Origin of the sequence: Xenorhabdus innexi, assembly GCF_002632485.1 — a bacterium.
In the GTDB taxonomy this organism is placed as follows: Bacteria; Pseudomonadota; Gammaproteobacteria; order Enterobacterales; family Enterobacteriaceae; genus Xenorhabdus; species Xenorhabdus innexi.
In genome coordinates this window covers 1-1,020 of sequence record NZ_NIBU01000194.1, presented here as the reverse complement: position 1 = coordinate 1,020, position 1,020 = coordinate 1, and the positions used below count along the sequence as shown (strand labels likewise).

General features: G+C 46.8%; 2 pseudogenes. Both read left to right on the top strand.

The features are described 5' to 3' along the window. Window positions 1-681, top strand: a pseudogene (locus tag Xinn_RS22555) (hypothetical protein); the annotation flags it as partial. Further along, window positions 674-1,020, top strand: a pseudogene (locus Xinn_RS21010) (tail fiber assembly protein); the annotation flags it as partial. The pseudogenes Xinn_RS22555 and Xinn_RS21010, both read left to right, overlap by 8 nt.

Here is a 1,020-nt window from a genome sequence, read left to right as displayed (position 1 = left end):
GCCACTAACGCCGCTCTGAATGCCGTCAACGACAACGCCAACAGTCGTCTGGAAAAAGCAAAGAACGGGGCGGATATCCAGAGCAAGCCGGAGTTTGTGAAGAATCTGGGCTTTATTGAGCAACAGACAGGAAGTTCAGCTACCACAGTGATGAGCCAAAGGGGGGCAACGCAGGCATTTGCCCTGAAACAATCAAGAGAGGCGTTTAAATCCGGCAATCACACCATCGTTAGTGATGATGAATATGCCTATACGGAGTTAATCAACAGCGCAGGAGAGCGACTGTCGTTGGAAACCCTGCCGGAAAATGAAGCGTTTTCGGGGAATATCATTCTGCGCAATGCAGATAGTAAAGTGGTCTCTATCATTAAGATCCCCCGTAAATTTGATACCACCTTTGCCACGCTGGCGGATTTAACCGAATATCAGCCCTCCGGTAACTATGCCACTCAAGCAGAACTGGCTACTGTTGAAAAGAAATCCGTTCAGGCTTTCCGTTACAGCTCAATGCGCGTCATTAAAACTGCCGTGAATAACTGGAGTCCTGCGGTAGAGGGTGAGTTCGTTATTGGAATAAGGACATCCTTTGATGGTGCAGGGACATGGATTATTACAGAAGTCAAAGTGGTAAAACTGCAAACATTTGCTGATGGAAAATGGGTGAATATACAAAATGCGTAACGATAAAAACTTTACGATTTATGTGCCGGATGAAAAACCTTACGGCGAGGTCATGTATCTGATATCTGAGGCGGGTGAGGACTGGTATCAGGTGCAGGATTACTATCAGGAAAATACAGTGAAGCTGGAGTATGAGCCAGACGGCACGATTATCAGACACAACACGGATGTATCCAAGCTAGTACCCGTGGGACGAAGCATTGTTGAAGTGGAATCCTTACCGGATGGTTTTGAAAACAACGAGTGGGTCTTTGACGGTCAGGCGGTCAGGAAAAAGGTGAAATTACCGGAGCAACACCTGACTGAAGCCGAAGCGAAAAAAAAGTTTCTGATTGCGCA